This is a genomic window from Micrococcus porci, assembly GCF_020097155.1.
In the GTDB taxonomy this organism is placed as follows: domain Bacteria; phylum Actinomycetota; class Actinomycetes; order Actinomycetales; family Micrococcaceae; genus Micrococcus; species Micrococcus porci.
In genome coordinates this window covers 1,432,105-1,455,505 of the sequence record NZ_CP083691.1, presented here as the reverse complement: position 1 = coordinate 1,455,505, position 23,401 = coordinate 1,432,105, and the positions used below count along the sequence as shown (strand labels likewise).

Sequence of the window (23,401 nt, the reverse complement as noted above, 5' to 3'; positions counted from 1 at the left end):
ATCATGACCGAGACCGAGATCAAGAAGGGCCTGGCCGGCGTCGTCGTGGACACCACGGCGGTGTCCAAGGTCAACCCGGAGACCAACTCCCTGCTCTACCGCGGCTACCCGGTGCAGGACCTCGCGGCGCAGCTGCCCTTCGAGGCCGTGGCGCTGCTGCTCTGGAACGGCGAGCTGCCGACCGACGCGGAGCTGGAGGAGTTCCAGCGGTTCGAGCGCGCCCACCGCGCGCTGGACCCCGAGGTGAAGGCCGCCGTGGACCTGCTGCCGACCGACTGCCACCCGATGGACGTGGGGCGCACCGCGGTGTCCGTGCTGGGCGCCAACCATCCGAAGGCGGAGGACTCCTCCCCCGAGGCCGAGCTGGAGAAGGCGAAGGCGCTGTTCGCCGCGTTCCCCGCCGTCGTCGCCTATGATCAGCGCCGCCGCCGCGGCCAGGAGGTCGTGGAGCCGCGCGCGGACCTGGACTACGCGCAGAACTTCCTCTGGATGTCCTTCGGCGAGGAGGCCGCCCCCGAGGTCGTCGATGCGTTCCGCGTCTCGATGGTCCTGTACGCGGAGCACTCCTTCAACGCCTCCACGTTCACGGCGCGCGTCATCACCTCGACGCTCTCCGACCTGCACTCGGCCGTCACCGGCGCGATCGGCGCCCTCAAGGGCCCGCTGCACGGCGGCGCCAACGAGGCTGTCATGCACACCTTCGACGAGATCGGCATCCGCAAGGAGGAGTCCCGCGAGGATGCCGCCGCCCGAGCGAAGGCCTGGATGGAGGACGCCCTGGCCCAGAAGAAGAAGGTCATGGGCTTCGGTCACCGCGTCTACAAGAACGGCGACTCCCGTGTGCCCACCATGAAGGCCGCGCTGGACCGCATGATCGAGCACTACGGCCGCGAGGAGATGCTCGGCCTGTACGACGGGCTCGAGCAGGCCATGGACGAGGCCAAGCAGATCAAGCCGAACCTCGACTACCCGGCCGGCCCGACCTACCACCTCATGGGCTTCGACACCGAGATGTTCACGCCGATCTTCATCGCCGCGCGCATCACCGGCTGGACCGCCCACATCATGGAGCAGCGCGCCGCGAACGCCCTGATCCGCCCGCTCTCGGCCTACAACGGCCCCGAGCAGCGCGAGCTGCCCGGAAAGTGAACACGGCGCAGCGCGAGCTGCCGGCCCGGGGCTGAGCGGTTCCGTCTCCGCGCGGGGGCGGCGCCTTCCGGGATCCCACCAGGGGTCCGCGGGAGGCGCCGCCCCCGCGGCGTCCACGGGTGGCGGGTCAGGTGGTCCAGCGGGCCCGCGGGTGGGCGGACGCGTAGACCTCGCGCAGCGCCTCGGCCGTGACCCTGGTGTAGACCTGGGTGGTGGTCACGGACGCGTGGCCCAGCAGCTCCTGCACGACGCGCACGTCGGCCCCGCCCTGCATCAGGTGCGTGGCGAAGGAGTGCCGCAGGGTGTGCGGGGAGACGTCCTGGGCGACGCCAGCCCGCTCGGCGGCCGCCTTGAGGATCGACCACGCCGACTGCCGGGAGAGGCGCCCGCCGCGGAGATTCAGGAACAGCGCCGGCACCGGGCGCGTCGCCGCTGCCGCGAGGGCGGGTCGGCCGCGCACGAGCCACGCCGCGAGGGCGTCGGCGGCGTGCGAACCCACGGGAACCAGCCGCTCCTTGGAGCCCTTGCCGAAGAGGCGCACCACGGGCAGCCGATCGTCGTCGCCCCGGCCGGCGCCCCGGTCCCCCGCCACGCCGACGACGTCGTCGACGTCCAGTCCCACGGCCTCAGAGACGCGGGCCCCGGTGCCGTAGAGGAACTCGAGCAGGGCGCGGTCCCGCAGGTCGGCGGGCTCCGCGGTGGGGACCGCCTCGAGGATCCGGGTCACCGTCTCCACGGGCAGCGCCTTCGGGAGCCGCTCGGGTGGGCGGGGCGGGGCGACATCGGCCGCCGGGTCGGTCGGGGTGAGCCCCTCGAGCGCCCAGAAGCGGTGCATGCCGCGCACGGCGGAGAGCACGCGCGCGGCGGACCGGGCGCCCAGGGGTCGGCCGCCGTCGTCCCCGGTGCCGAGGGCGGAGAGGAAACCGGCGACGTGCCCGGGGTCGACGTCGGCGGGACGATCCACGCGGGAGGCCTCCAGCCATGCGAGGTATCGGCCCAGGTCCCGGCGGTACGCGGCCAGGGTTGCGCTGGCCAGGCCCCGTTCCACGGCCAGGTGGTCCAGGTGCCGGTCGAGCGCGCGGTGGAGCTCGGGCGACGCGCTCACGCGGGCCGGTCGGCCCCGGGGCCCCGCCGGTCGGGGACGAACGGGGCGTCGGGCGGGCGGAGGCGACGCCATGCCTGGGCCCGGTGCGCGTGGAGGGCGAGGACCGCCACCACCGTGGACGGGTTGTGGATGCGCCCGTCGAGGACGGCGTCGAGCACCTCGTCCGTGTTCACCCAGGCCAGGGGCATGGACGCCTCCTCGCCCTCACGCTCGTGTCGCGCCCCCTCGGGAACGGCGCTGACCTGGCGGGCCAGGAACACGCGGATGGCCTCCGTGGACCCGCCGGGGGTGGTGAAGAAGTCGGCGAGGGTGTGCCACTCGGCGGCCTCGAGGTCCGCCTCCTCCCGCAGCTCGCGGCGGGCCGTCTCCACGAGGGGCTCGCCGGCGACGTCGCGCAGCCCGGCGGGGACCTCCCAGAGCTCCATGCCCACGGGGTGGCGGTACTGGCGGACCAGCGCCACCTGCTCGACGGGGCCGGCGGTGGTGAGGTGCGTGCGCAGGGCCAGGACGGCGACGGCGCCCGGGTGCACCATCAGCTCGCGCGTGAGCGGCTCCTGGCCCTTGTCGTCGGGGTCCATGCGGAAGCTCTCGCGGGCGATGTCCCAGACCCGGCCCTCGAAGACCGTCTTGGACTTCTTCACCCGCCGCGGCAGGGAGAGGTCGCGCAGCGGCGAGCGCCCGGCGGACGCGGGGACCTCAGCCACGGGGGTCCTCCGGGACGACGAGGGTCGAGGACGTCAGGACCGCACCGGGCGTCGGCACCGCACCGCCGCGCGCGGGCTTCTGCCGGGGCACCGTGCGGGACGGCTGGGGGCGGGAGTCACGTTGCACCACGGGTCCCGATCGTACACACGCGGCGGGGGCTCGGCGCATGGCGTCAGGCCCGCTCGGCCGCCGACGCCTCCAGCAGCTCGCGGGCGTGCGCCCGGGCGGCGGCAGAGTCCCCGTGCCCGGCGAGCATCCGCGCGAGCTCGTCCACCCGCTCCTGCTGCCCGAGCGTGACGACGTCGGAGGTCGTCACCCCGGCCTCGGGGTCGGAGTTCTTCTCGACCCGGACGTGCCGGTCCGCGTAGGCCGCGACCTGCGGCAGGTGGGTCACGGCGATGACCTGGACATGGCGGGCCAGGCGCGCGAGTCGGGCGCCGATGCTGACGGCCGCCTCACCGCCGACGCCGGCGTCGACCTCGTCGAACACGAACGTCGGGACGGGGTCGGTCTCGGCGAGGACCACCTCCAGGGCGAGCATCACCCGGGAGAGCTCGCCGCCGGAGGCGCCCCGGCCGAGGGGGCGCGGCTCGGCTCCGGCGTGCGGGCGCAGCGCAAGGGCGACGTCCTCCGCACCGTGGGGGCCGGGGTCGCCGTCGTCCAGCGGGACGAGCGAGACGTGGAAGGAGGCGTCCGGCATGAAGAGTGCGTGCAGCTCGGCGGTGACGGCCTGCTCCAGGCGGCCTGCGGCGGCGGTGCGCAGGGTGGTGAGCTCCGCGGCCCGCTCCCGACGCGAGGCGTCCAGGCGGGCGAGGTCGGCCTCGAGCTCGTCGATGCGCCCGGAGTCGCCCTGCAGCTCCTCCAGGCGGGGGCGCTGCGCCTCGGCCCAGGCGAGCACGTCCGTCAGCTCCGGACCGTAGAGGCGCTGGAGGCGGCTGAGCTCGGCGAGCCGGGTCTGCGCGGCGTCGAGGTCGGAGACGGCGTCGCCGTCCAGGTCTGCAGAGAACCGGGCCAGGTCCGCAGCGATGTCCCCGAGGATGACGGATGCCTCGGCCAGTCGCCCGGCCGCGGCGGCGAGCTCGGGGTCGTCCCCGGGGGCTGCCTGGACGGCTGCGCGGGCGGACTCGACCAGGGTGATGGCCCCGGGCAGGTCGTCGCCGGACTCGATGTCCGGGCCGGCGAGGTGGGCGTGGCCGCCGTCGGCCGCGGCGCGGAGCTCCTCGACGTCCTCCAGGCGCCGGATGAGGGCGCGCAGCGTCTCGTCCTCCCCCGCCTCCGGCTCGGCCCGGTCGATCTCCTCGAGCCCGCGCTGCAGCGCCTCGGCCTCCCGGGCCCGCTCCTGCTGGCGCTCCACCAGCAGGTCCCGTTCCCTCCGGGCGGCAACGTAGGCCGTGTGGTCGGCGCGGTAGGCGGCCGCAGCGGCGACGAGCTGGGGGCCGCCGAAGGCGTCGAGCGCGTGGCGCTGTGCCGCGGCGGACTGGAGGCGGACCTGGTCGTTCTGCCCGTGCACGGCCACCAGCGCGGATCCCACCTCGGCGAGCACCCCCACCGGGACGGCGCGGCCGCCAAGCCCCGCACGGGAGCGGGTGCCGTCGCCGGAGGCGGTGACGCTGCGGCTCAGGACCAGGTCGGCGGAGCCGTCGCCGGCGTCGTCGAGCACGGCGCCGGCCTCCACGGCGAGGCTCAGCGCGGGGTGGTCGGCGGGCAGGCGGACGCCGGCGTCCACGGCGGCCCGACGCGACCCACGGCGCACGGCGCCGGCGTCGGCGCGCCGGCCCAGCAGCAGCCCCAGCGCGGTGACGACCATGGTCTTGCCGGCGCCGGTCTCGCCGGTCACCACGGTGAAGCCGGGGTCCAGGTCCACGGTGGCCTCGCCGATGACGCCGAGGCCGGTGATCTGCATCCAGTCGATCATGAGGTCCGGTCTCCTTCGCGCCCGTCGCGGCCTCGGTAGCGGGCCAGGGCCTCGGGGCTGAGGACGGTGAGGGGCTCGCTGGGCGGCGGCACCACGTCCGGTCTCGGCGCCGCGTGGCGCGGCTCCACCGTCTCCACCTCGGCCAGGGGGCCGGTGCGCCGGTCCGCCTCCGTGACAGGCCCGCGCCACCCCTCCGTGGGGAGGCGGAACTTGCGGACGAGTCGCTCGGCGAACGGCGTGGGCCGCAGGCGCGCCAGCCGCACCGGTTCGGCAGATCGGGTGACCTCGATGCGGGCACGCGGGGGCAGCTCCACGGTGCGACGGCCGTCGCACCACAGCACCCCCGTCTCCCGGGTGCGCGTGAGCACGTCCACGGCGACGGTCGAGTGCGGCCCCACGACGAGCGGCCGGGAGAAGAGCGCGTGGGCGCTGATCGGCACGCAGAGCAGCGCCTCCACGCCGGGCCACACCACGGGGCCGCCCGCGGAGAATGCGTAGGCGGTGGACCCGGTGGGCGACGCGAGCACGACGCCGTCACAGCCGAAGGAGGTCAGCGGCGAGTCGTCCACGGAGACGACGACCTCGAGCATCCGCTCCCGGTTGGACTTCTCCACGGACGCCTCGTTGAGAGCCCACGTGCGGGCCACCTCCCGGCCCTCCACGCGGACCGTGACGTCGAGCGCCATGCGCTCGATCACGACGTAGGCGCCGTCGGCGATCGCCTTCACGGTGCGGTGGAGGTCGGTGCGTTCGGACTCGGCGAGGAAGCCGACGTGCCCGAGGTTCACGGCCACCAGCGGGATGCCGTGGCCGCGGACGAAGTCGGCGGCGCGCAGCACCGAGCCGTCCCCGCCCAGCACCAGCCCGAGCTGGACGTCGTCGAGCGTGCAGTCCCGGCCCAGCGTCAGCGGCCGGAAGCCGACGGCGTCCGTCCCCGACTCCAGGATCGCCGCCACGTCCTCGGCGAGCATGACGGTGTCCAGGCCCTCCTCGGCGAGCATGGCCGTCGCCTGGAGGGCCGCGGCGATCGCGTCGGCGCGGCCCGTGTGGGCCAGGACGAGGACGCGGCGGGAGGGGGTCTCGGACATGGTTCCTTCCGGCGGGGGTCGGCCGGTCGGCTCCGGCCGGCTCGTCCCAGGATAGCCACGGGGGCGGACACGACAGCGGCGCCGTCCACACGGAGGAGCCGCGGACGGGACCGGGCCGTGACGTCAGGACCAGTCGACGTCGGCGGCGGCGACCAGGGCGGCCGCGCGGCGACGGCGCTCGTCCTCGTCCGCATCCCCGGCGACCGCTCCACCGTCGCGGGGGGCGGCGGGGGCGCGCAGGTGCAGGAAGAACTCCACGTTGCCGTCCTGGCCGGGCAGGCCGGAGCGTGCGACCCCGCGGGCCGCGAGGCCGGTCCCGAGCGCGGCCGCCACCACGCCCTCCACGGCCGAGCGACGCGCCCGGGGATCCGTCACGACGCCGGTCCGGGGCAGGGCCGCACGGCCCACCTCGAACTGGGGCTTGACCATCAGCAGCAGGTCGGCGTCCGGCCGGCACACCCCGGCGAGCGCGTCGAGGACGAGGCGCAGGGAGATGAAGGACAGGTCGGAGACCACGAGGTCGACCGAGCCCTCGACGTCCGTCGCGGTGAGGTCGCGGACGTTCAGCCCCTCGCGGACCAAGACGCGGGGGTCGGCGCGCAGCTCCTGCACCAGCTGGCCGTGGCCGACGTCGACGGCGGCGACGCGTGCCGCGCCCCGCTCGAGCAGGACCTGCGTGAAGCCGCCGGTCGAGGCCCCGGCGTCCAGCGCCCGTCGTCCGGCCACCGGCACCGGGAAGGCCTCCAGGGCGCTGACGAGCTTGTGCGCCGCGCGGGAGACCCAGCGCGGCCCCTGGTCCAGGAGGGACAGGACCGCACCCGACGCCACGGGCTGGGATGGGCGACGCACCGGCGTGCCGTCCACCAGGACGACGCCCTCCTTGACGAGGGCCGCGGCCTCCGTACGGGAGCGCGCGAGGCCGTCCGCCGCGAGGGCGACGTCGGCCCGTCGGGCCTCACCCACGCGCCGCCTCCGCGGGCTCGCCCAGGAGGGCGGTCATGTCGTCGACGATCCAGGTGGGGCGGTCCTCCTCGGGGGCCTCCCCCGCCGCATGCCGGGAGCCCACGCCGGTGAGGACGAGCACGGTCTCCATGCCGGCGGCGTTGCCGCCGCGGATGTCGGTGTCGAGCCTGTCCCCCACCATGAGCGGTGCCTGGAGCCCCAGGGCGGCCGCGGCGGTATGGAACAGGCGCGGCTCCGGCTTGCCGGCCGCCACCGGGATGACGCCGGTCGCCTGCGTGACGGCCAGGGCGAGGGCACCGTTGCCGGGAGCCACCCCCTCGGCCCGCGGGATGGAGAGGTCCAGGTTCGTGGCCACCCAGGCGGCGCCGGCGTTGACGGCGTAGGCCGCCTCGGCGAGACGCGACCAGTCCACCCGGGGGTCGAAGCCCTGCAGGACGGCGTCCGGTCGCTCGGCCGCGGTCTCCACCACGTGGTGGCCGCGGGCCGCGACCAGGTCCGCCAGATGGACCGAGCCGACCACGAGAACCCGTGCCGGGCCCTCGTGTCCAGCGGCCGTCAGCCGCTCCTCGAGGAGGTCGACACCGACCGGAGCAGAACCGAAGACATGGGACGGGGAGACCTCGAGGCCGAACCGGCGCAGCTGCTCGGCGACCGCCTCCGGGGGTCGCGAGGCGTTGTTGGTGACGAACCCGACGGGCACTCCCCGCTCCGCGAGGGCGCTCACAGTTTCGACCGCGCCGGGGATGGCCTCCCCGCCCGCGTAGACGACGCCGTCGAGGTCACACAGGAGCCCGTCGTGACCGCCGAAGAACGTGGAGGCCGCGGGATCCGTCATGACTCGCGCTCCGCGGGGGCGGCCTGCCCGTGCTCCTCGGCGGATCCCTCGCCGACGGGGGCGGACTCCGCGGACGACTGGGAGGCGTCCGACACGCGGGGCCCGGTGTGTCGCTCGCGGTGACCGCGCACGGGGCGGTCGTCCTCAGCCGGCTCGACCTCCACATCGACGATCTCGGGCTCGGCGAAGCCGCCGATCCCCAGGGCGCGCTCGGCCACATGGACGGAGCGTTGCCACACGGCGGCCTCCTGGGTGCGGCCGAGGGCGGTGAGCACGTCGGCCTGGCGCTGGAACAGCCGCGGGGAGAACGGGTAGCCCCGGCGTCGGTCGAGCTCCGGGATCTTCAGTGCGGCGAGGGCGCCCTCCAGGTCTCCGAGATCCTCGCGCACCCCGGACACCACCATCGCGAGTTCCACGCGCGCCGCGCGGTCCAGCCGGGAGGTGTCGACCTCGCCGGCCAGCTGCAGCGCCTTCTCGTGGCGCCCGAGGGCGCGCTCGCTGTCGACCTGCGCCGCGATGTGCGTGTCGTCCCCGGTCATGCGGCGGTAGGTGCGGAACTCGCGCAGGGCCTCGTGGTACTCCCCCGCCGCGTAGGCGGTCAGGGCGACGGCCTCGCGCACGCGGGCCAGGCGCCCTCCCTTGCGGGAGGCGGCCAGGGCGTGCTGGAAGGCGAGCTCCGGGTCCTCGTCGATGTACCGGCCTGCCATCACGAGGTGCTTGGCGACCCAGGTCGCCGGACGCTCGTCGAGACCGCCGATCTCCTTCAGGGTGCCGCGGTCGAGCTCCTTGCCGGTCACGTCCCCGTCGATGTCGGGCGAGCGCTGCTGGTCCACCCTGTTCGCGGCGCGGAGATCAGACGGGCTGTGGGCGGGGCGCTCACGCTGGGCGCGCTCCGGACGACCGGGCCGCGGGGCCGCGCCGTCCCGACCACCTACGTTGCGTGAACGGCCGACGCCCTCACCGTCGCGATGCGGACGGAACGGACGCCCCTCCCCCTGACGTCGCCCGCCGTCCCCATCTCGCCGACCTCGCGGGGTGCCGGAACGGGTGCCGTCGTGGCCGTCTCCGCGGCGATCGTCGCGGGGCTCTCGTGCGGAGCGCTCAGCCATGGGATGTCCTTCCGACTCTTCTGGTGTGTGGGGGCGTGGCCCCGGATTCGCGTCCTGCAGACGCTCTGATGTTCCGCCCCAGCCTACCGGCGAAGGGCGTGCGGGCCTTCGATGAGCGTCAGCGGACGGCTCGTTGCGGCGTGGGTCGCGTTCTGCCGTCCCCACCACAAGCCCCCCCAAAACACAGGGAGGCCCCACACCCGAAGGTGTGGGGCCTCAACCCAAAAGAATGTCCGGCGGCGACCTACTCTCCCACAACCTCCCGGCTGCAGTACCATCGGCGCTGTGGGCCTTAGCTTCCGGGTTCGGAATGGAACCGGGCGTTTCCCCCACGCTATGACCGCCGTAACCCTCACCCCAACCAACACACCAAACCAGCATGCCGTGGGAAACCTAGAGAGCCACAAACAAGACAGTGGCAATATTCACTTGAACAACACCCCCCAACCCTACCACACAGGCAAGACCAGGAAAGCACCGGCTGCAATCAGACAACCGCACAGTGGACGCGAACACCAAAAATGATGTGTGTTGAAAGTCATCGGCCTATTAGTACTGGTCAGCTCCACGAGTCTTCAGTCCTCGCTTCCACATCCAGCCTATCAACCCAGTCATCTAGCTGGGGGCCTCACACCCTCAAAGGGGCAAGGAAATCTCATCTCGAAGCCGGCTTCCCGCTTAGATGCTTTCAGCGGTTATCCATCCCGAACGTAGCTAATCAGCCATGCACCTGGCGGTACAACTGACATACCAGAGGTTCGTCCGTCCCGGTCCTCTCGTACTAAGGACAGACCTTCTCAAATTTCCAACGCGCGCAGAGGATAGGGACCGAACTGTCTCACGACGTTCTGAACCCAGCTCGCGTACCGCTTTAATGGGCGAACAGCCCAACCCTTGGGACCTACTCCAGCCCCAGGATGCGACGAGCCGACATCGAGGTGCCAAACCATGCCGTCGATATGGACTCTTGGGCAAGATCAGCCTGTTATCCCCGAGGTACCTTTTATCCGTTGAGCGACGGCCGTTCCACAACGAGCCGCCGGATCACTAGTCCCGACTTTCGTCCCTGCTCGAGCTGCCACTCTCACAGTCAAGCCCCCTTGTGCACTTGCACTCGACACCTGATTGCCAACCAGGCTGAGGGAACCTTTGGGCGCCTCCGTTACATTTTGGGAGGCAACCGCCCCAGTTAAACTACCCATCAGGCACTGTCCCTGACCCGGATCACGGGCCGAAGTTAGACATCCAGTATGACCAGAGTGGTATTTCAACGATGACTCCACGAACACTGGCGTGCCCGCTTCACAGTCTCCCACCTATCCTACACAAGCCACACCGAACACCAATACCAAACTATAGTAAAGGTCACGGGGTCTTTCCGTCCTTCTGCGCGTAACGAGCATCTTTACTCGTAATGCAATTTCGCCGAGTTCACGGTTGAGACAGCGGGGAAGTCGTTACTCCATTCGTGCAGGTCGGAACTTACCCGACAAGGAATTTCGCTACCTTAGGATGGTTATAGTTACCACCGCCGTTTACTGGGGCTTAAATTCTCCGCTTCGCCGAAGCTAACGGGTCCTCTTAACCTTCCAGCACCGGGCAGGAGTCAGTCCGTATACATCGTCTTACGACTTCGCACGGACCTGTGTTTTTGATAAACAGTCGCTTCCCCCTGGTCTCTGCGGCCCCGATCCCCTCACACCAGCAAGCGGTGCTCAAGGTTGGGGCCCCCCTTCTCCCGAAGTTACGGGGGCATTTTGCCGAGTTCCTTAACCATGATTCTCTCGATCGCCTTAGTATTCTCTACCTGACCACCTGTGTCGGTTTAGGGTACGGGCAGTTCAAACCTCGCGCCGATGCTTTTCTTGGCAGCATAGGATCACCGGATCACCCACCACGTGGGCGCCCATCAGGTCTCAAGCACACAGCCGGCGGATTTACCTACCGGCAGCCCTACACCCTTAGACCAGGTCGATTCCATTGCCTGGCCCGGCTACCTTCCTGCGTCACACCTGTTAATACGCTTGCCTCCCCGGTTCAGGTCCCGTGCTCCACGCACCCATCCACCCCCGAAGGGGCAGTGAGGGGCGCTTCAGACGGTTAGTATCACCGGCTCAGCATGGGCGGTTCTTCACTGGTACGGGAATATCAACCCGTTGTCCATCGACTACGCCTGTCGGCCTCGCCTTAGGTCCCGACTCACCCAGGGCAGATTAGCTTGACCCTGGAACCCTTAGTCATCCGGCGGACGGGTTTCTCACCCGTCTTTCGCTACTCATGCCTGCATTCTCACTCGTCCACAATCCACCAGAAATTACTCGCTGGCTTCACCTCGTGAACGACGCTCCCCTACCCATCCAGAAAACTGAATGCCACGGTTTCGGCGGTGTACTTGAGCCCCGCTACATTGTCGGCGCGGAATCACTTGACCAGTGAGCTATTACGCACTCTTTCAAGGGTGGCTGCTTCTAAGCCAACCTCCTGGTTGTCTCAGCAACTCCACATCCTTTCCCACTTAGCACACGCTTAGGGGCCTTAACCGGTGGTCTGGGCTGTTTCCCTCTCGACTATGAAGCTTATCCCCCACAGTCTCACTGCCACGCTCTCACTTCCCGGCATTCGGAGTTTGGCTGAAGTCAGTAACCTTGTAGGGCCCATCGTCCATCCAGTAGCTCTACCTCCGGGAAGAAACACGTGACGCTGCACCTAAATGCATTTCGGGGAGAACCAGCTATCACGGAGTTTGATTGGCCTTTCACCCCTACCCACAGCTCATCCCCTCCATTTTCAACTGAAGTGGGTTCGGTCCTCCACGCGCTCTTACACGCGCTTCAACCTGGCCATGGGTAGATCACTCCGCTTCGGGTCTAGGACACGCGACTGAACCGCCCTATTCAGACTCGCTTTCGCTACGGCTTCCCCACACGGGTTAACCTCGCCACGTATCACTAACTCGCAGGCTCATTCTTCAAAAGGCACGCCGTCACCCCGAAAGGCTCCGACGGTTTGTAGGCACATGGTTTCAGGTACTATTTCACTCCCCTCCCGGGGTACTTTTCACCATTCCCTCACGGTACTGATCCGCTATCGGTCAACAGGTAGTATTCAGGCTTACCAGGTGGTCCTGGCAGATTCACACGGGATTTCTCGGGCCCCGTGCTACTCGGGCGACCCTCCAACAGCGGCGGAACACATTTCAACTACGGGACTCTCACCCTCTACGGTCCAGCATCCACACTGGTTCGTCTATATGCCCGCACCTCACTGCGCCATGCCGGCAGACATGACAAGGAGGGGCCCACAACACCGCACACGCAACCCCTGCCGGGTATCACACGCATACGGTTTAGCCCCATCCGCTTTCGCTCGCCACTACTCACGGAATCACTTTTGTTTTCTCTTCCTGTGGGTACTGAGATGTTTCACTTCCCCACGTTCCCTCCACCCGGTCTATGTGTTCAACCGGGGGTCACACGACACGTCGTGCGGGGTTTCCCCATTCGGAAATCCTGGTCTCAACGTCCGGTTATCGACTCCACCAGGCTTATCGCAGATTCCCACGTCCTTCTTCGGCTCCTGTTGCCAAGGCATCCACCATGCGCCCTTAGAAACTTTCACACACATGAAAGTCCTCAAATGAGCAGTTATCTCTAACTAAAGATGTCATTCTCGGCATCACCGTCACGCTCAACGCAGCCACCCAGGGGGACGACCACACGCAACGGCAACAAAAATAAGATGCTCGCGTCCACTATACAGTTCTCAAACAACAGCCCCTCACCCCATCCACCACACACCAACATGCGCAGCTTCACCAGGCAGGATCAGAACAACAACCCCTCCGAAAAGGGGCGCCTGCTGTCCCAGGACCCAACAGTGTGCCAACACCAGCACGTAGCCACCAACCACATGCTTTCCAACCCGAAGGCGTACTCACATCCAGCCGGCACCACCACTGGCACCATTCATTGATGTTCCACCCATGAGCAACCCGCCATCACACACTCGGTGATGCAACGGGCACTGATGCTCCTTAGAAAGGAGGTGATCCAGCCGCACCTTCCGGTACGGCTACCTTGTTACGACTTAGTCCCAATCGCTGGTCCCACCTTCGACGGCTCCCCCCACAAGGGTTAGGCCACCGGCTTCGGGTGTTACCGACTTTCGTGACTTGACGGGCGGTGTGTACAAGGCCCGGGAACGTATTCACCGCAGCGTTGCTGATCTGCGATTACTAGCGACTCCGACTTCATGGGGTCGAGTTGCAGACCCCAATCCGAACTGAGACCGGCTTTTTGGGATTAGCTCCACCTCACAGTATCGCAACCCATTGTACCGGCCATTGTAGCATGCGTGAAGCCCAAGACATAAGGGGCATGATGATTTGACGTCGTCCCCACCTTCCTCCGAGTTGACCCCGGCAGTCTCCCATGAGTCCCCACCACTACGTGCTGGCAACATGGAACGAGGGTTGCGCTCGTTGCGGGACTTAACCCAACATCTCACGACACGAGCTGACGACAACCATGCACCACCTGTGAATCCGCCCCAAAGGGGAAACCGTATCTCTACGGCGGTCGAAAACATGTCAAGCCTTGGTAAGGTTCTTCGCGTTGCATCGAATTAATCCGCATGCTCCGCCGCTTGTGCGGGCCCCCGTCAATTCCTTTGAGTTTTAGCCTTGCGGCCGTACTCCCCAGGCGGGGCACTTAATGCGTTAGCTGCGGCGCGGAAACCGTGGAATGGTCCCCACACCTAGTGCCCAACGTTTACGGCATGGACTACCAGGGTATCTAATCCTGTTCGCTCCCCATGCTTTCGCTCCTCAGCGTCAGTTACAGCCCAGAGACCTGCCTTCGCCATCGGTGTTCCTCCTGATATCTGCGCATTCCACCGCTACACCAGGAATTCCAGTCTCCCCTACTGCACTCTAGTCTGCCCGTACCCACCGCAGATCCGGGGTTAAGCCCCGGACTTTCACGACAGACGCGACAAACCGCCTACGAGCTCTTTACGCCCAATAATTCCGGATAACGCTCGCACCCTACGTATTACCGCGGCTGCTGGCACGTAGTTAGCCGGTGCTTCTTCTGCAGGTACCGTCACTTTCGCTTCTTCCCTACTGAAAGAGGTTTACAACCCGAAGGCCGTCATCCCTCACGCGGCGTCGCTGCATCAGGCTTTCGCCCATTGTGCAATATTCCCCACTGCTGCCTCCCGTAGGAGTCTGGGCCGTGTCTCAGTCCCAGTGTGGCCGGTCACCCTCTCAGGCCGGCTACCCGTCGTCGCCTTGGTGAGCCATTACCTCACCAACAAGCTGATAGGCCGCGAGTCCATCCATGACCGAAATTCTTTCCAACACCCACCATGCGGTGGACGTTCCTATCCGGTATTAGACCCAGTTTCCCAGGCTTATCCCAGAGTCAAGGGCAGGTTACTCACGTGTTACTCACCCGTTCGCCACTAATCCACCCAGCAAGCTGGGCTTCATCGTTCGACTTGCATGTGTTAAGCACGCCGCCAGCGTTCATCCTGAGCCAGGATCAAACTCTCCGTAAAAAATTACAGAACGACGCGGGACCAGCCGGAAATAACCGGTCACCACGCCAATTCAATACCTGGCAGACCGTGTGCACATCGCACGGGGGTGCGGGCACAACGGTCAACCAATATGTGTTAAAACAATTGGCATCAACAAACTTGGCACACTATTGAGTTCTCAAACAACAGGCGCTTCCGGCCTCCCCACCACGTCATTCCGCGGTGCTTCGCTCCGGAGCAACTTCTCCATCCTAGACCATCCGATTCAGACTGTCAACACCATGTCGGCGTCGATACGCTGTTCTCTGCAGTTCAGGACTTCACAACCTTACCATGTTCACACACCGTGTCAACTCCGTTCCCGAAGCCGTCAGCAGCCGTTCACCATGGCGGGCCAGTCAACCTTACCACGTTCTCCGTCAATGTCAAGCCGCTCTGACGAGCACACCCACCATCCAACGAAGAACAAGGAAGGACCAGAAGACCTTACCACACGATCCCAGTCAGTCAAACCAGACCATCTTCTCAAGAATACCCACCCCCTCAACAGGGAATGCATGCCCGGTGAACCGACAACCCAGGACTGCGATCCATGCGCCAGACCCTGAAAGTCATGCTCGGCTACTCACCAGCACCGCCCGGAAAACCCCGAACCGCGCCTCAGCACGAGAAAGAACTCTACCCCTACCGCAGCGGGATCGCCAAATCGAGGGCGCGGTGGAACGGCGACACCCCGGGACCCGCGGATTCCCGCGGATCCCGGGGTGTCTTCCCGGCATGGTCGCCGTCCCTCGACGGCGACTCCCTCGTATGCCGTGCGTCACTCCCCCGATCGGAGGTCGGCCGCAGCCATGTTCTTCTTCCCCCGGCGCACCAGCAGGTAGCGGCCGGCCAGGGCCTCATCTGCACCGAAGACCTGCTCGGCGTCGGCGACCTTGACGTTGTTCACCGACGCGCCGCCTTCCTTGATGGTGCGCCGCGCCTCCGAGTTGGAGGACACCAGCCCGGTCGACACCAGCAGTTCGACCGCCGTCGGCTTGCCGGCGGCCCCCCACTGGGCTGCGTCCGCCTGAGGGAGCTCCGCCAGCACGGCCGAGAGGACGTCGACGTCGACCTCGGACAGGTCCCCTCCCCCGAACACGGCGGCGGACGCGTCGATCACCGTCCGCGCCGCCTCCTCGCCATGGGCCAGAGCCGTCACCTCCCAGGCGAGGCGCTTCTGTGCCTCGCGCCGGAACGGCTCGGCGTCGACCTTGGCCGCGTACTCCTCGATCTCGGCCCGGGTCAGGAAGGTGAAGACCTTCAGGCGGTCGACGACGTCGGCGTCGGCCGTGTTGAGCCAGAACTGGTAGAAGGCGTACGGGGAGCACATGTCCGCGTCCAGCCAGATGGCGTTGCCCTCGGACTTGCCGAACTTCGTGCCGTCGGAGTTCGTGATCAGCGGTGTGCCGAGCGCGTGGACGTGGGCGCCCTCCACCTTGCGGATCAGCTCCGTGCCCGAGGTCAGGTTGCCCCACTGATCCGAGCCGCCGGACTGCAGGGTCACCCCGTGCTGCCGGTAGAGCTCGAGGAAGTCGTTGCCCTGCAGCACCTGGTAGGAGAACTCGGTGTAGGAGATCCCCTCCTCCGAGTGCAGGCGCTTGGCCACGATCTCCTTCTTGACCATGGTGCCCACGCGGAAGTTCTTGCCGACCTCGCGGAGGAAGTCGAGCGCGCTCATGCTTGCGGTCCAGTCGAGGTTGTTCACCATGCGGGCGCCGTTGTCCCCCTCGAAGGCGAGGTAGGGCTCGATTTGTGCGCGCAGGGACTCCACCCACTCCTGGACGACCTCCCGGGTGTTCAGCACCCGCTCCGAGGTCTGCCGCGGGTCGCCGATGAGCCCGGTGGCCCCGCCGACCAGCGCGACGGGCCGGTGGCCGGCCAGCTGGAGCCGGCGCATGAGGAGGAGCTGCACCAGGTGCCCCAGATGGAGGGACGGGGCCGTGGGGTCGAAGCCGCAGTAGTAGCTGATCGGCTCCCCGGCGAGGGCCTCCTCCAGCGCCGCCTCGTCCGTGGACACGTGCACCAGGCCGCGCCACGTCAGCTCCTGCCAGACGTTCTCGAAGGAGGGGTCGTTGGCCTGCTGCCGCAGGCGCTCTGCACGGGTCACGGTCGTCTCAGCCACGGGTTCACCCTATCCACCGCGTGCGGCTCGGTGACGACGACGCGCGGAGGAGTGCCGCGACGGCAGCCGACGCCCGACTCAGGCGGGGACCGGCATGAGCCCGGCGGGCAACTCCTCCTCGGCGGCGCCGCTCACGACGCTGATCGACTGGGTGCACCGCGTCATCGCGACGTACAGGTCGCCCACGACGCCGTCGGCGTCGGCGACGATCCGCTCCGGGGACACGAGCACGACCGCGTCGAACTCGAGGCCCTTCGTCTCCCGCGCCGTGACCACCACGACCTCCACCCCCGGGGCCGGCGCCCGGTCCACGAGGGAGCCCCACCGATCCTGCAGGTGGGTCAGATGCTCCGCGGCGTCGTCGGCGGGGACGATGACCGCCACGAGTCCGTCCCCGACCCGTCCGCGCTCGGCCTCCACGACCCGCTGGGCCAGACGCGTGGGGTCCGCGCCGGGCTCCACCGTCAGCAGCGGCTCGTGCTCCCCCTCGCGCACGGCCTCCGGCGAGCTGATCTCCAGGCCCGCCGCCTGCGCCACCTGGGCGGCCCAGCGCGTGATGCGCGCGGGCGAGCGGTAGTTCACCGTCAGCTCCTCCAGGCGCATCCGGTCGCCGAACTCCGGTCCGAGCACGTCCTTCCACGACCGCGCGCCGCCCCGGCGGGACGCCTGCGCGATGTCTCCGACCACGGTGAAGGACTTCAGCGGGCAGCGGCGGGCCAGGAGCCGCCACTGCATGGGCGAGAGCTCCTGGGCCTCATCCACCACGACGTGCCCGAACGTCCACGTGCGGTCGTGCGCGGCCTGCTCCGCCGTCGTGCGACGCACGGCGCGGACCTCGTTGGCCGCCGCCAGCTGCTCCGCATCCACGACCCCGTCCACGCCGAGCTCCGCGAGCGTCTGGTGCATGTTCTCCAGGGAGGCCTGCGCGTTCTCCACGTTGCGGCGGTGCTGCGCCTCCGACTCCCCCGGCCGGTGGGGCTCCTCCAGCTCGCCGAGCAGCTCGGCGGCCTCGTCCAGCAGCGGGACGTCGGACTCGACCCACGCGTCCGGGTCCGTGCGCAGGAGGGCCGCGACGTCGCCGTCGGACAGCCCGGGCGCCGCCGCCCGGAGCAGGTGCTCCTTGGTGAGCAGGTCACCCACCAGCTTCTGCGGCGTCAGCGGCATCCAGCACAGGTTCAGGGCCACGCGGACGTCCCGGGCCGTACGGACGTCCTCCAGCAGCAGGTCACGCTGCACGGGCACGCCCGAGGACTTCTCCAGCTTCTTCCTGAGCTTCTCCGCGAGCTCGCGGACGAGGATCTTCACGAAGGTCGTCCGCGCCTCGTTGTGGGGCTTGCCCGTGGCCCGGGCCCGGTCGCGGGCCCGCCGCACCATCGCCGGCTTCAGCTTGACGACCGTCCCCTCGATCTCGAGCCTGCGGGTCTCCGGGATCAGCCGCTGCCGCTGCGCGACGGCGGCGGCGACGACGTCGGCCATCTCCAGCCGGCCCTTGAGCTCCGCCGCGCGCGCCGAGCGGTCCGGCCCGGCCTGGACGCCCGGCATGAGCGTGCCGAGGGAGGCCATGACGACGCCCGTCTCGCCCAGGGACGGGAGCACCCGCTCGATGTACCGCATGAAGGCGTTCGACGGGCCCACCACCAGGACACCGGACTTCGCGAGCCGGTCCCGGTGGGTGTAGAGCAGATAGGCCGCGCGATGGAGGGCCACGGCCGTCTTGCCGGTGCCCGGACCGCCCTGCACGACGAGCGCGCCCGAGGTGTCCGCCCGGATCACCTCGTCCTGCTCCGCCTGGATCGTGGCCACGATGTCCCCCATGCGGCCCGTCCGCCGGGCGGTCACCGCCGCCAGGAGCGCCCCCTGGGACTGGGCCCCGGCGGCGCCCTCGGCGATCAGCGACGGGTCGAGCACGTCGTCCTCGAAGTCGCGGACCTCACGGCCGCGCAGCAGCAGGTGGCGGCGCCGGCCCACGCCGAGACGCCGCGCCGCCGTCGCCTGGTAGAAGGCCCCCGCCTCCTGGGCGCGCCAGTCCACGAGAAGGCGCTCCTGGCCCTCGTCGGTGAGGCCGATGCGGCCGATGTAGCGCTGCTCGACGTCGCCCGCATCGTCCGCGTCCAGGTCCAGGCGGCCGAACACGAGGCGCTCGTCCACCGCGTACAGCTGAGCGAGGCGGTCTTCATAGAGGCTCGCGAACGCGTCGCGCTCCGAATGGTTCTGCACGGACCCCTGCAACCCGGAGCGCCGCACCCGGGCCAGCTGCTCCTCCTTCTCCGCCCGGAGGGCGTCCAGCCGTGCGTAGCGCACGGCCACCCGCTCCCGCTCGAGTTCGAGCTCCGCCTGGCGGGAGGACACGGTGTCGGTCATCGGGGGCAACCTCATGCGGTCGGGGCGTGGCCGCCGGCGTCGGGCGGCCCCGCGGCGGAACGGGACCATCCATCGTACAACCGGCGACGTGAACGCGGCATGGACGGATGGTGGACGCCCGGGGCCGGGGCGTGCCCTGGCCCCGGGCACACATCAGCGGGCGTCGACCACGGACCCGGCCGACGCGGCGAAGGCGCGGAGCGGCTCGAGGGCCGCCTTCAGCGCGGCGAGCTGCTCGGCCACGGCCTCCGGCGCGGTGCCGCCCTGGCCGCGGCGGGCGTTCAGCGAGCCTTCCGTGCTCAGGACCTCGCGCACGGCCGGCGTGAGGTGCGCGGAGATCCCGGCGTACTCCTCGTCCGTGAGGTCCCACAGCTCCACACCGCGCGACTCGGCGACCTGCACGGCCTCACCTGAGAGCTCGTGGGCCACCCGGAACGGCACACCCTGGCGGACGAGCCACTCCGCGATGTCCGTCGCCAGCGCGAAGCCCTGGGGTGCGAGGGCCGCCATGCGCTCCGTGTTGAACGACAGCGTGGCGATCATGCCGGACACGGCCGGCAGCAGCAGCTCGAGGGTGTCCACGGCGTCGAACACCGGCTCCTTGTCCTCCTGCAGGTCCCGGTTGTAGGCCAGCGGAAGACCCTTGAGCGTCGCCATGAGGCCGGCGAGGTCGCCGATGAGCCGACCCGCCTTGCCCCGCGCCAGCTCGGCGACGTCCGGGTTCTTCTTCTGCGGCATGATCGAGGAGCCGGTCGAGTAGGAGTCGTGCAGGCGCACGAACCCGGCCTCCTTGGTGGCCCAGAAGATGACCTCCTCGGAGATCCGGGAGAGGTCCACGCCGATCATGCCCGCGACCCACGCGAACTCCGCGTAGACGTCGCGCGCCGCGGTCCCGTCGATCGAGTTCCACACGGCGGAGTCGAAGCCGAGCTCGGCGGCCACGGCGTTCGGGTCCAGGCCCAGCGTGGACCCGGCGAGGGCGCCGGAGCCGTAGGGCGAGACGGCGGCCCGCGCGTCCCAGTCCACGAGGCGCTGCAGGTCGCGGGTGAACGCCCAGGCGTGCGCCAGCAGGTGGTGCGAGAGCAGGACCGGCTGCGCGTGCTGCAGGTGGGTGCGGCCGGGCATGGGCGCGAAGGGGTGCGCCTCGGCCTGCTCCACGAGCGCGTCCACCGTGGCCAGCACGCCCCGGGCCACGACGCGTGCGTGGTCCCGCAGGAACATCCGCCCCAGGGTGGCGACCTGGTCGTTGCGGGAGCGGCCGGCGCGGAGCTTGCCGCCCAGCTCGGCGCCCGCGCGCTCGATCAGGCCGCGCTCGAGGGAGCCGTGGACGTCCTCGTCCGACTCGGCCGGGGCGTAGGCACCCGAGCGCACGTCGGCCTCCAGGCGGTCGAGCGCGTCGATCATGCCGGCGAGCTCGTCGGCCGTGAGGAGCCCCGCAGTGTGCAGCACCCGGGCGTGCGCGCGCGAGCCGGCGATGTCGTAGGGCGCCAGGCGCCAGTCGAAGTGCGTGGACTTGCTCAGGGCCGCCAGGGCCTCGGACGGGCCGCCGGCGAACCGGCCGCCCCACAGGGCGCCCTCGTTGGTGCCATGGCGCGGCGTGCTGTTCTCGCTCACTGCGGGTCTCCTTGAAGGTCGGACGGACGACGGCGGCCGGTCCCGGTGCGGGGCCGGCCGCCGTCGTCCGCGGTGCGGGATGGTCAGTCGTTGCTCAGGCGCGCGACGTCGGCCAGGTCGGCCGCACCGCCGAGCCGCTGCTCGCGCTCGGACGCGGTCTTCGCCGACAGGCCGTAGATGTCGATGAACCCGCGGGCCGAGGACTGGTCGAAGGAGTCGCCCTCGTCGTACGTCGCCAGGTTGAAGTCGTACAGGCCGGTCTCCGAGCGGCGGCCCTGGACGGTGGCGCGTCCGCCGTGGAGCTCGAGGCGGATCTCGCCGTTGACGTGCTTCTGCGTGTCGTCGATGAAGGTGTCCAGGCTCTTCTTCAGCGGGGAGAACCACTGGCCGTCGTACACCAGCTCGGTCCAGCGCTGGTCGACCTGCTTCTTGAAGCGGGCCTGCTCGCGCTCGAGGGTGACGTTCTCCAACTCGCGGTGGGCGGCGATGAGGGCCATCGCACCCGGGGCCTCATAGATCTCACGGGACTTGATGCCCACCAGGCGGTCCTCGACGATGTCGATCCGGCCCACGCCCTGCGCACCGGCGCGCCGGTTGAGCTCCTCGATGATCTCCAGGGCGGACAGGGCGCGGCCGTCGAGGGCCGTGGGGACGCCCTGTTCGAAGGCGATGGTCACCACGTCCGGGGCCGGCGGGAAGGCCGGGTCGTCGGTGTAGTCGTAGACGTCCTTGGTGGGGCCGTTCCAGATGTCCTCGAGGAAGCCGGTCTCCACGGCGCGGCCCCAGACGTTCTGGTCGATGGAGAAGGGGTTCTTCTTGGTCGTGGCGATCGGCAGCTCGTTGCGCTCGGCGTACTCGATGGCCTTCTCGCGGGTCAGGGCGAGGTCGCGGACCGGCGCGATGCACTTGAGGTCCGGGCCCAGCGTCTGGATGGAGACCTCGAAGCGGACCTGGTCGTTGCCCTTGCCGGTGCAGCCGTGGGCGACCGTTGAGGCGCCGAACTGACGGGCCGCGGCCACCAGGTGGCGGGAGATCACGGGGCGGGAGATCGCCGAGACCAGCGGGTAGGCGTCCATGTAGAGCGCGTTGGCCTTGAGCGTGGGCATGCAGTACTGCTCCGCGAACTCGTCACGGGCGTCGGCCACGTAGGCCTCGACCGCGCCGCAGTCCAGCGCCCGCTGTCGGATGGTCTCCAGGGACTCGCCGCCCTGGCCCACGTCCACGGCGACGGCGACGACCTCTGCGCCGGTGGCCTCGCCGATCCAGCCGATGGCCACGGAGGTGTCCAGGCCGCCCGAGTAGGCGAGGACGATGCGATCCTTCACGATTCTTCTCCTTATATAGAGGACATGCTCCCGGCCGCCCTCTGGCGGCCGCGCGGGGCGCGAGCCTCCGGCGTTGTCGCCCCCGATCCTAGCGGTCGTATGCATATCTATGCAATGTGCGGAATATGCCTGGCGAGCAGACCCGAAGGAGGACGACTCCTGCACACCGGGCGGTCGCGCGGCATCCACAGCGAACAAACAGCTCAGGCATCTTCCACCCACGGGCTGTCACGGGGGGATCTCTGCCGACACGCCCAGGAGCTGGAGAGGTAAGAAGTGACCGATTGCGCTCTCATCGTCTCCAAGACGTCATTTTGTCCACTCCTAACCGACCCACAATGGACATATCGACATCCAGGAGCCAGAAGGACGCCGGCCGCTGAGGTCGTCCACACCGCGATTTGACGCTCCCCCACCTCGGGGCGTTGACTCTTCCGTAGCCGATTCGTGATCGAACCGTTACCGAGTCCCGGGCCAGCCCGCGACGCGCACACGTCGATCCCGGATCGAAGCTCCGCCGGCCGCCCGCTGAGGGTCGTCTCGCGTCGACGGAGTCTTTGACCCGACCAAGGAGTAGACGACCCTCCGGAACGCAGCCGCGACCGGACAGGCAGGATCTCGAACCTCTCTTCGACATGACTTTCTTCACCACCTCCTCCCGCCGTGCCACCGCCACCGCCCTGACCGGCATGACTCTGGTCGGTGCCGCCGCCGCCTTCGCCGCCCCGGCGCAGGCCGCGTCCGTCGAGACCTGGGACAAGATCGCCGCCTGCGAGTCCAACGGCAACTGGGCCATCAACACCGGCAACGGCTACTACGGCGGGCTGCAGTTCTCCCTGACCTCCTGGCGCGGCGTGGGCGGCACCGGCTACCCGCACGAGGCCTCCAAGGCCGAGCAGATCAAGCGCGCCGAGATCCTGCAGGATATGCAGGGCTGGCGTGCCTGGCCCGTGTGCTCCGTCAAGGCCGGCCTCTCCGGCGCCGACACCGCCCCGGACGCGTACTCCACCACCCCGGTGCAGCGCCAGTCCACCCAGGCGTCCGCCTCCGCCGCCCAGGACTGGGCCGCCGAGCAGTCCGCCGCCGAGCAGCGCGCCGCCGAGAAGGCCGCCGCCCAGCGCGCCGCCGCCGCCGCGCACACCCCCAAGTCCGTGCTGAAGGCCGCCGAGAAGGCCAACACCGAGAACGCCACCGAGCTGGCCGCCGCCGAGGACACCGTCTTCGTGAAGCCGGGCGACTCCCTGTGGAAGATCGCCAAGACCCACAAGGTCGCCGGCGGCTGGAAGGCCCTGCACGAGGCCAACAAGGACATCATCGAGGACGCCTCCGTGATCTACGTGGGCCAGGAGCTCGTGCTCCCCACCGCCTGATCCACTCCCCGCGATCGAAGGCCCCGTCCCGCTGGGACGGGGCCTTCGTCGCCCCTGAATGCCGTCCAGACGGCCGCGCAGGACCCCAGCGATCCCCTGCGACTCCGCCGTCACGATCGGGCCTCAGAAGGGCGTGCAACGGCTCCGGGCATGAGAA

At 69.1% G+C, this 23,401-nt stretch carries 13 protein-coding genes and 3 rRNA genes; 2 read left to right on the top strand and 14 right to left on the bottom strand.

What is annotated here, in order from left to right; genetic code table 11:
- Positions 1-3: 3 nt before the first annotated feature.
- On the top strand, positions 4-1,149 hold the full coding sequence (locus tag KW076_RS06995; protein ID WP_224354634.1) for a bifunctional 2-methylcitrate synthase/citrate synthase: 1,146 nt from the start codon (positions 4-6) through the stop codon (positions 1,147-1,149).
- Between the two features lie 127 nt (positions 1,150-1,276).
- Here the strand turns inward: KW076_RS06995 and KW076_RS06990 are convergent, their stop codons facing one another.
- From KW076_RS06990 to KW076_RS06925, 14 genes are all read right to left on the bottom strand, one after another.
- A complete protein-coding gene (locus KW076_RS06990) occupies positions 1,277-2,326 on the bottom strand; it encodes a site-specific tyrosine recombinase XerD (protein WP_434084312.1) in 1,050 nt (349 codons plus the stop codon).
- Positions 2,251-2,958: an NUDIX domain-containing protein gene (locus tag KW076_RS06985; RefSeq protein ID WP_224354632.1), complete on the bottom strand. Its 708-nt coding sequence runs from the start codon at positions 2,956-2,958 to the stop codon at positions 2,251-2,253. Before KW076_RS06985 ends, KW076_RS06990 begins: the two co-directional genes overlap by 76 nt.
- 173 nt (positions 2,959-3,131) lie before the next feature.
- Complete coding sequence (gene recN, locus KW076_RS06980; protein WP_224354631.1) at positions 3,132-4,874, bottom strand: DNA repair protein RecN; 1,743 nt, start codon at positions 4,872-4,874, stop codon at positions 3,132-3,134.
- Positions 4,871-5,962 (bottom strand): NAD kinase, encoded by a 1,092-nt coding sequence (locus KW076_RS06975; RefSeq protein ID WP_224354630.1) that lies wholly within the window; start codon positions 5,960-5,962, stop codon positions 4,871-4,873. The genes recN and KW076_RS06975 overlap by 4 nt, the downstream gene beginning before the upstream one ends.
- A 123-nt stretch (positions 5,963-6,085) precedes the next feature.
- On the bottom strand, positions 6,086-6,925 hold the full coding sequence (locus tag KW076_RS06970) for a TlyA family RNA methyltransferase (protein WP_224354629.1): 840 nt from the start codon (positions 6,923-6,925) through the stop codon (positions 6,086-6,088).
- Positions 6,918-7,760 carry an HAD-IIA family hydrolase gene (locus KW076_RS06965; protein WP_224354628.1) on the bottom strand — a complete coding sequence of 281 codons (843 nt, stop codon included), beginning with the start codon at positions 7,758-7,760 and terminating at the stop codon, positions 6,918-6,920. Before KW076_RS06965 ends, KW076_RS06970 begins: the two co-directional genes overlap by 8 nt.
- On the bottom strand, positions 7,757-8,593 hold the full coding sequence (locus KW076_RS06960; RefSeq protein ID WP_224354627.1) for a hypothetical protein: 837 nt from the start codon (positions 8,591-8,593) through the stop codon (positions 7,757-7,759). Before KW076_RS06960 ends, KW076_RS06965 begins: the two co-directional genes overlap by 4 nt.
- Positions 8,594-9,100: 507 nt before the next feature.
- Positions 9,101-9,217: ribosomal RNA gene (rrf, locus tag KW076_RS06955) — 5S ribosomal RNA — on the bottom strand.
- Positions 9,218-9,398: 181 nt separating this feature from the next.
- Positions 9,399-12,487: ribosomal RNA gene (locus KW076_RS06950) — 23S ribosomal RNA — on the bottom strand.
- A 419-nt stretch (positions 12,488-12,906) separates the two neighbouring features.
- Positions 12,907-14,428 (bottom strand): 16S ribosomal RNA (locus KW076_RS06945).
- Together the 16S, 23S and 5S rRNA genes form the textbook arrangement of a ribosomal RNA operon.
- 802 nt (positions 14,429-15,230) lie before the next feature.
- The gene (gene tyrS / locus KW076_RS06940) at positions 15,231-16,559 is read right to left on the bottom strand and encodes a tyrosine--tRNA ligase (RefSeq protein WP_434084372.1); all 1,329 of its coding nucleotides are present in this window, start codon (positions 16,557-16,559) and stop codon (positions 15,231-15,233) included.
- Between the two features lie 93 nt (positions 16,560-16,652).
- Entirely contained in the window at positions 16,653-18,935 is a 2,283-nt protein-coding gene (locus KW076_RS06935; RefSeq protein ID WP_224354625.1) for a HelD family protein, read from the bottom strand.
- A gap of 153 nt (positions 18,936-19,088) precedes the next feature.
- Positions 19,089-20,549 (bottom strand): argininosuccinate lyase, encoded by a 1,461-nt coding sequence (argH, locus tag KW076_RS06930; protein WP_224354624.1) that lies wholly within the window; start codon positions 20,547-20,549, stop codon positions 19,089-19,091.
- 83 nt (positions 20,550-20,632) lie between these two features.
- Positions 20,633-21,874 (bottom strand): argininosuccinate synthase, encoded by a 1,242-nt coding sequence (locus KW076_RS06925; RefSeq protein ID WP_224354623.1) that lies wholly within the window; start codon positions 21,872-21,874, stop codon positions 20,633-20,635.
- A 635-nt stretch (positions 21,875-22,509) separates the two neighbouring features.
- Here KW076_RS06925 and rpf point away from each other — a divergent pair.
- Positions 22,510-23,244: a resuscitation-promoting factor Rpf gene (gene rpf, locus KW076_RS12585; RefSeq protein ID WP_286670214.1), complete on the top strand. Its 735-nt coding sequence runs from the start codon at positions 22,510-22,512 to the stop codon at positions 23,242-23,244.
- The last annotated feature ends 157 nt before the right edge of the window (positions 23,245-23,401 follow it).